Here is a 6,802-nt window from a genome sequence, read left to right on the forward strand (position 1 = left end):
CAGGTTAAATCTTATATCTAAAAATTTAATAATCTTTTACCGCAAACCTTGCCATGCTCGTTTCATTTACCATTTTTTTGTTGCCCGAAATCTTTACCACTCTTTCCGAAGTCTGGCAACGGGTATGTTTAGTTGCTCACGATATTTTGCCACTGTACGTCGGGCAATATTGTAAGATTTTTCCTGAAGGATTTTTGCCAGTTTATCATCGGTAAGCGGTTTTCGCTTGTCTTCATTTTCGATGCAATCCTGGAGTATCCTTTTTATTTCACGCGTTGAAACTTCTTCTCCTGAGTCGGTCTGTAATCCTTCCGAGAAGAAATACTTCAGCGGGAAAATTCCAAAATGCGTCTGAATGTATTTGCTGTTCGAAACTCTGGAAACAGTGGATATATCAAGTCCTGTACGGTCTGCAATATCTTTCAGGATCATGGGCTTAAGTTTTGTTTCGTCGCCCTCAAGGAAATATTCGTACTGATAGTCAAGGATGGCCTGCATAACTGTCATCAGTGTGTTCTGGCGCTGCTTAATAGCGTCGATAAACCATTTGGCAGAGTCGAGTTTTTGCTTGACAAACATCAGTGCTTCTTTTTGCTCCTTGCTCTGATTTTTTCTGTTGGCCTGATAATCCTCGAACATTTCAGAATAGGTGTTGCTAATACGAAGTTCAGGAACATTTCGGTTGTTAAGCGACAGTTTTGGTTTTCCGTCTTCAATTTCAAGAATGAAGTCGGGAATAATGTGCTGAACTGTTTTTGTTACAGGATTGCTGTAAGAACTGCCAGGCTTGGGATTTAGCTTTAGTATTTCTTCAAGTATATCTTTGAGTTCCCCTTCTTCCAAATGCATTCTTTTTTCAATCTTGTCATAATGTTTCCGGGTGAACTCTTCGAAGTGATTTTTAACCAGGTGGTAAGCTTTCTGAATTAACGGATCGTCCTGATTCTTTTTTTCGAGTTGAAGCATAAGGCATTCTCTTAAATCTCTTGCACCCACTCCGGGGGGATCAAAATCCTGAACAATTTCAAGAACTTCGAGTGCCTCTTTTTCGTCCACCTCAACATTCTGCGAAAAGGCAAGGTCGTCAATAATTTCGTCGACCTCCCGCCTAAGGTATCCGTCTTCATCAATGTTACCAATAATGTATTCTGCAATTAATGCCTGGCGTTCGGTCATAATCCGCAATCCCATCTGACTGACCAGGTGTTCATGAAAAGTAGTTCCTGAGGAGAAAGGGACGTCTTCCTGTTTGTCGTCTTTCGAAAAGTTACGGGCACTTAGTTTGTAGGCGGGGATATCCTCATTCTGGATGTAAGCGTCGATGGACATTTCATCCTTTTCGTTGTCGGTTTCAGTGCTGTTGTCTTCTTCATCGTCAGGATCACGGGAATCACCTTCCATCTCAAGCACGGGGTTTTTCTCCAGTTCTTCCTTAATGCGTTGCTCAAGTTGGGTGGTAGGAATTTCAAGAAGCTTGATCACCTGTATCTGAAGAGGTGACAGCTTTTGTAATAATTTCTGTTGTAAACTTTGTTTTAACATTCCCTGAACCTGTTAATTTTTTGAAGCCGACAATTTAATGCCCGTCTGCTCCTTACAAAAATACAGTAATTTGGGGAAATCAGGAAACATTAAATGGTATTTTAAAACTCTGCACTTTTGGGTGCCCGTGGAAAAGGAATGACGTCGCGAATGTTGGTCATCCCTGTAACAAAAAGCATCATGCGCTCAAAACCCAGACCGAAGCCACTGTGAGGAACCGAACCGAAGCGTCGTGTATCGAGAAACCACCACATCTCTTCCTCGGGAATGTTCATTTCTTTCATCCGCGCGGTTAATTTGTCATAGTTTTCTTCTCGTTGTGATCCGCCAATAATTTCACCAATTTGGGGGAAGAGCACATCCATGGCACGAACGGTTTTATTGTCGTCGTTCAGTTTCATGTAGAATGCTTTGATTTCTTTGGGATAGTCGGTGAGTATCACGGGTTTCTTAAAGTGTTTTTCAACCAGGTAACGTTCGTGTTCCGACTGGAGGTCCGTTCCGAATCCTTTTACCGGATACTGGAACTGTCCTTTTTTATTGGGTTTTGAATTTTCGAGAATATTAATAGCTTCTGTATAAGTTAATCTGACGAAATCATTTTCCAGAACAAATTTGAGTTTTTCGATAAGCTCCATGGAACGGTCGGCTTCTTTTTTATTCTTTTCTTCATCCTGTTGGCGCCGGCTCAGAAACTGAAGGTCGTCCATGCAATGATCCAATGCATATTGCAGCAGATATTTTAAAAATTCTTCAGCCAGGTCCATGTTGTCTCTCAGATCATAGAAAGCCATTTCGGGTTCAATCATCCAAAACTCGGACAAGTGACGCGAAGTGTTGGAATTTTCAGCTCTAAAGGTAGGCCCGAAAGTGTAAATTTCGGACATGGCAAGGGCTGCCAGTTCTCCTTCCAACTGACCCGAAACTGTCAGGTTGGTAGCTTTCCCGAAAAAATCTTTAGAATAATCGATTTTTCCTTCCTCATCACGCGGCGGATTTTCAAGATCGAGCGTAGTGACCTGAAACATTTCACCGGCTCCTTCGGCATCGGATGCGGTAATAATTGGTGTATGTATATTATAAAAGCCTTTGTTGTTAAAAAATTGGTGCACGGCAAAAATCATGGCATGACGTACACGTGTTATGGCTCCGAATGTATTGGTACGAAACCGGAGGTGTGCAATTTCACGCAGAAACTCAAGGGAGTGTTTTTTGGGTTGCAACGGATATTTGTCAGGATCACTGTCGCCAAGTATTTCAATGGTTTTAGCTAACAATTCAACATTCTGGCCCGAACCCTGCGATTCCTGCAATATTCCTTCAACCGAAATGGCAGCACCGGTTGTGATACGCCGCACCAGAGCTTCATCAAATTGCGGCATATCCACAACAATTTGAAGATTATTTATGCCTGAGCCATCGTTCAGGGCGACAAAATTCACTTTTTTGTTGCCTCTGCGGGTACGTACCCATCCCTTTACCGTAAATGTTTGTCCAATTTCGTTTGACCTCAGAAGGTCGGCTACCTTAGTTCTCTGCATCGGCTTAGTATTTTTAATCCTGAAGGGCACAAAATTAATGATTTGTTTTTAGTCGCAGGCAATATTTTGGTGATATAATGAACCAGTAGTCGGTTAAAAAACGCCTAACGCAGAGACACAATGACACAAAGTTTTTATTATGAATGAGTTGTGTTTTGCGCCATAAATTATGTAAACAATTAATTATCAGTTATTTGTAAAAATTTAACAGTTTTATTGATGAACGGTCTGTCAGATTAATTTTATTTGCCGGAAAAATAAAAAGTTACTACTTTTGCAGACCGAAAATATCCGGAAAGGTAGACAAGAGATTCTCATGTTGGGAACCACCTGCCGGAGAGAACCTTAAAATTGTATTTCAATGTACGCAATTGTTTCCATTGGAGGCCAGCAATTCAAAGTAGAGAAAGACAGAAAAATCTTTGTGAACCGCCTCAATGCAGAAGAAGGAGCTTCAGTTGATTTCGATCAGGTATTGATGATTGACAACGAAGGCGATGTGAAGATTGGTACTCCTGTTGTTGAAGGAGCCAAAGTAACAGCCAAAGTTCTGTCGCACCTTAAAGGTGATAAAGTGATCGTATTCAAGAAGAAGCGCAGAAAAGGCTACCGTAAGAAAAACGGTCACCGTCAGTATCTGAGTCAGATTCAGATTGAAAACATTGAAGATTAATCACGAAAAAATTAATGCGATATGGCACATAAGAAAGGTGTAGGTAGCTCCAGAAACGGACGCGAATCAGAAAGTAAACGTTTGGGCGTCAAAATTTATGGTGGCCAAATAGCGAAAGCCGGTAACATTATTGTTCGCCAGCGCGGTACTCAGCATCATCCGGGCGAAAATGTCGGCATGGGTAAAGACCATACTCTTTTTGCACTGACCGACGGAAAGGTTGTTTTTCGTAAAAGAAAAGGCGACCGTTCTTTTGTATCTGTTGAACCGGCTGCTGCAGAATAAAGTTTATTTGTAAAAAAATTCTCTTAATCTCCTGTTTTTGTTACTTTCGTAACAAATTCAGGAGATTTTTTGTGTGCTCTCTTTTTTAACGAAAAGACGCGAAGACACAGAGAAAAGAATGATTGAGAGAAGAGATCAGGCATCTGTAAAAGTTTGACGGAATATTGTAAAACAAATATATACTGGAAATATGCTTACACTCAAGTACATTCAGGACAATCAGGAAGAAGTCATCGAGCGGCTAAAAACCAAACATTTCGATGCTAAAGAAATAATTACGCAGATTGTTGAGGCTGATAACGAACGTCGTGCTACACAAAGTGTGGTTGACCAGAAGCAAAATGAGCTGAACACTTTGTCGAAATCAATCGGACAGTTGTTTAAGTCGGGCAGAACCGATGAGGCCAATGAAGCAAGGTCCAAAACTGCCGGTCTAAAGGATGAAATACGTTCTCTGAATGCGAAACTGAGTGAAAGCGAGGAAAAAATTCAGGAATTATTGGTTCAGGTGCCCAATGTGCCGCATCCCACAGTTCCTGAGGGTAAAGGAGAGGAAGATAATGAGGTGGTAAACTCGGGAGGGGAAGTCCCGGCGCTGGAAAATGCTCTTCCTCACTGGGAATTAGCAGCAAAATATGATCTTATTGATTTTGAGCTTGGCACAAAAATTACTGGTGCCGGTTTTCCGGTATATAAAGGGTGGGGAGCCAAATTACAGCGTGCCTTGATCAACTTTTTTCTTGATGAAGCCACAGCTGCCGGCTATAAGGAGGTGTTGCCACCTCTGCTGGTGAACGAAGATTCGGGATTTGGCACCGGGCAGCTGCCCGATAAAGAGGGTCAGATGTATCATGTTGGGGCCGATAATCTTTACCTGATTCCAACAGCTGAAGTTCCCGTGACAAATATTTTCAGGGATGTGGTTCTCGATGAGAAAGATTTACCTGTCAAACATTGTGCTTATTCAGCCTGTTTCAGACGTGAAGCCGGGTCGTGGGGGAGTCATGTGCGGGGTCTGAACCGTTTGCATCAGTTTGATAAGGTTGAAATCGTGCAGGTGGCCAGCCCTGATAATTCATACGAAGTGCTTGATCAGATGTTGGCACATGTACAATCACTGGTGGAAAAGCTCGAACTGCCCTGGCGTATCCTAAAGCTTTGCGGCGGAGATATGAGTTTTACCTCTGCATTAACTTACGATTTTGAGGTGTACTCTGCAGCACAGAAGCGCTGGCTGGAAGTAAGCTCGGTTTCCAACTTTGAGTCTTATCAGGCTAACCGGCTAAAACTACGGTTTCGAAAAACGGGTGAAAAGAAAACGCAACTGGCGCATACCCTCAACGGAAGTGCATTGGCCCTGCCGCGAATTGTAGCTGCCATTCTTGAAAACAATCAGACTCCCCAGGGAATTAGCGTACCTAAAGTTTTAATCCCGTTTATGGGAACTGATTTAATAAAATAGAAGATTTTCCCGCTATGAAGAGTAAGGGATATATTTTTAATGCGTCGTTTTATACAACTCCGAAGTATCGGGGCGAATGGGAAGTATGGCTCGAAGAAGAGTTGTTTCCTTTTGTGAAGCAATTGTTACCTACAATAGAGCGGGAGGTGTTTGAAGTGTTTTCGGATGCAAACCAGGGAATGCAGGTACTTTCGGTGCAGTTTCGATGTTCCAGCGGAGAAGAACTGGAACTTATCCGGCAAAAGACCAACCCTGTTTTTGAATCTTTCAGGCATAAGTTTGGCGAGCGGATTACAAATTTCAATTCGATCCTTTCTAAAATCCATTAAACAATAAATGCAGAAAGCCGTAGCAGAAAAAATCATTCTTGGTATTGATCCCGGGACCAATATTTTGGGCTATGGCTTGATTGAGGTCAGGGGTAAAACACCACGACTGATTACCATGGGAGTATTGGAGCTATCGAAATACAAAGACCATTATCTGAAGCTCCGAAAAATTTTTGAGCGCGTCATCAGTCTTATTGATTCATACCATCCTGATGAACTTGCCATTGAAGCTCCGTTTTACGGTAAAAATGTTCAGTCGATGCTTAAACTCGGCCGGGCACAAGGAGTAGCCATGGCTGCAGCTCTTTCGAGGTCGCTGCCAATATTTGAGTATGCTCCTTTGCGCATAAAACAGGCCATAACCGGGCGAGGCAATGCATCCAAAGAGCAGGTGGCACTGTTTCTTCAACAGTATCTTGATATGGGTGAAATTCCCAAACACCTGGATGCTACTGACGGACTGGCAGCTGCAGTTTGTCATTGTTTTCAGAAGCAAAATCTGGTGAGTAGTGGTGGCGCTAAAAGCTGGAAAGAATTTATTCGAAACAATCCCGGGAGGGTAAAATAGGCAGGGTGAACCACCAACGAGGTGGTTTGACGGCCCAAAGATGGGCCCCTGTTACGCAAAATATGTGAAAAAATTTACCTTCCATGATTTCTTTCCTGAGTCCATTTAGCCAATAACTTCCAGCCCCATGATATCTGCCCTCTGCCTTTCAAACTTTTGACTGCAAAAAAAGCCGTCGCCGGAGCTTTTGCCCCGGCGACGGCTTTCTTTTTGAAACGATGAACGATCGTATTCATTAAAGATTTTTCCTTATTTTGTCGGCGATAGCCTCCATCTCTTCTTTTGACAGTTGCAGCTTGGGCTTCGAAAAGCTGATGTCACTTTCGGCATTGATCGGTACCAGGTGTATGTGTGCATGGGGTACTTCAAGCCCTAAAACTGCTACACCAATCCGTTTACAGG

The 6,802-nt window shown here is 42.6% G+C and carries 7 protein-coding genes; 5 read left to right on the forward strand and 2 right to left on the reverse strand.

The features are described from left to right. Nucleotides 1-93: 93 nt before the first annotated feature. Together rpoN and asnS are read right to left on the reverse strand one after the other, a co-directional pair. Nucleotides 94-1,542, reverse strand: coding sequence for an RNA polymerase factor sigma-54 (gene rpoN, locus OQ5_RS0112640; protein ID WP_016777837.1), 1,449 nt, complete (start codon nucleotides 1,540-1,542; stop codon nucleotides 94-96). A gap of 101 nt (nucleotides 1,543-1,643) precedes the next feature. Further along, nucleotides 1,644-3,083, reverse strand: a complete 1,440-nt coding sequence (asnS, locus tag OQ5_RS0112645; protein WP_016777838.1) for an asparagine--tRNA ligase — start codon at nucleotides 3,081-3,083, stop codon at nucleotides 1,644-1,646. A gap of 361 nt (nucleotides 3,084-3,444) precedes the next feature. On the opposite strand from asnS, the gene rplU reads away from it, so the two are divergent. The 5 genes from rplU to ruvC all read left to right on the forward strand — a co-directional run bounded on the left by rplU (nucleotide 3,445) and on the right by ruvC (nucleotide 6,400). Further along, on the forward strand, nucleotides 3,445-3,756 hold the full coding sequence (gene rplU, locus OQ5_RS0112650; protein ID WP_016777839.1) for a 50S ribosomal protein L21: 312 nt from the start codon (nucleotides 3,445-3,447) through the stop codon (nucleotides 3,754-3,756). 21 nt (nucleotides 3,757-3,777) lie between these two features. Next, a complete protein-coding gene (rpmA, locus tag OQ5_RS0112655) occupies nucleotides 3,778-4,041 on the forward strand; it encodes a 50S ribosomal protein L27 (RefSeq protein WP_016777840.1) in 264 nt (87 codons plus the stop codon). Between the two features lie 190 nt (nucleotides 4,042-4,231). Continuing rightward, the gene (serS, locus tag OQ5_RS0112660; RefSeq protein ID WP_016777841.1) at nucleotides 4,232-5,503 is read left to right on the forward strand and encodes a serine--tRNA ligase; all 1,272 of its coding nucleotides are present in this window, start codon (nucleotides 4,232-4,234) and stop codon (nucleotides 5,501-5,503) included. Nucleotides 5,504-5,517: 14 nt separating this feature from the next. Continuing rightward, on the forward strand, nucleotides 5,518-5,832 hold the full coding sequence (locus tag OQ5_RS0112665) for a DUF4286 family protein (protein WP_016777842.1): 315 nt from the start codon (nucleotides 5,518-5,520) through the stop codon (nucleotides 5,830-5,832). Between the two features lie 7 nt (nucleotides 5,833-5,839). Next, nucleotides 5,840-6,400 carry a crossover junction endodeoxyribonuclease RuvC gene (gene ruvC, locus OQ5_RS0112670; RefSeq protein ID WP_016777843.1) on the forward strand — a complete coding sequence of 187 codons (561 nt, stop codon included), beginning with the start codon at nucleotides 5,840-5,842 and terminating at the stop codon, nucleotides 6,398-6,400. Nucleotides 6,401-6,802: the final 402 nt, after the last annotated feature.

The sequence above is a fragment of the Anaerophaga thermohalophila str. Valhall genome (assembly GCF_000250735.1).
Lineage (GTDB): Bacteria > Bacteroidota > Bacteroidia > Bacteroidales > Marinilabiliaceae > Anaerophaga > Anaerophaga thermohalophila_A.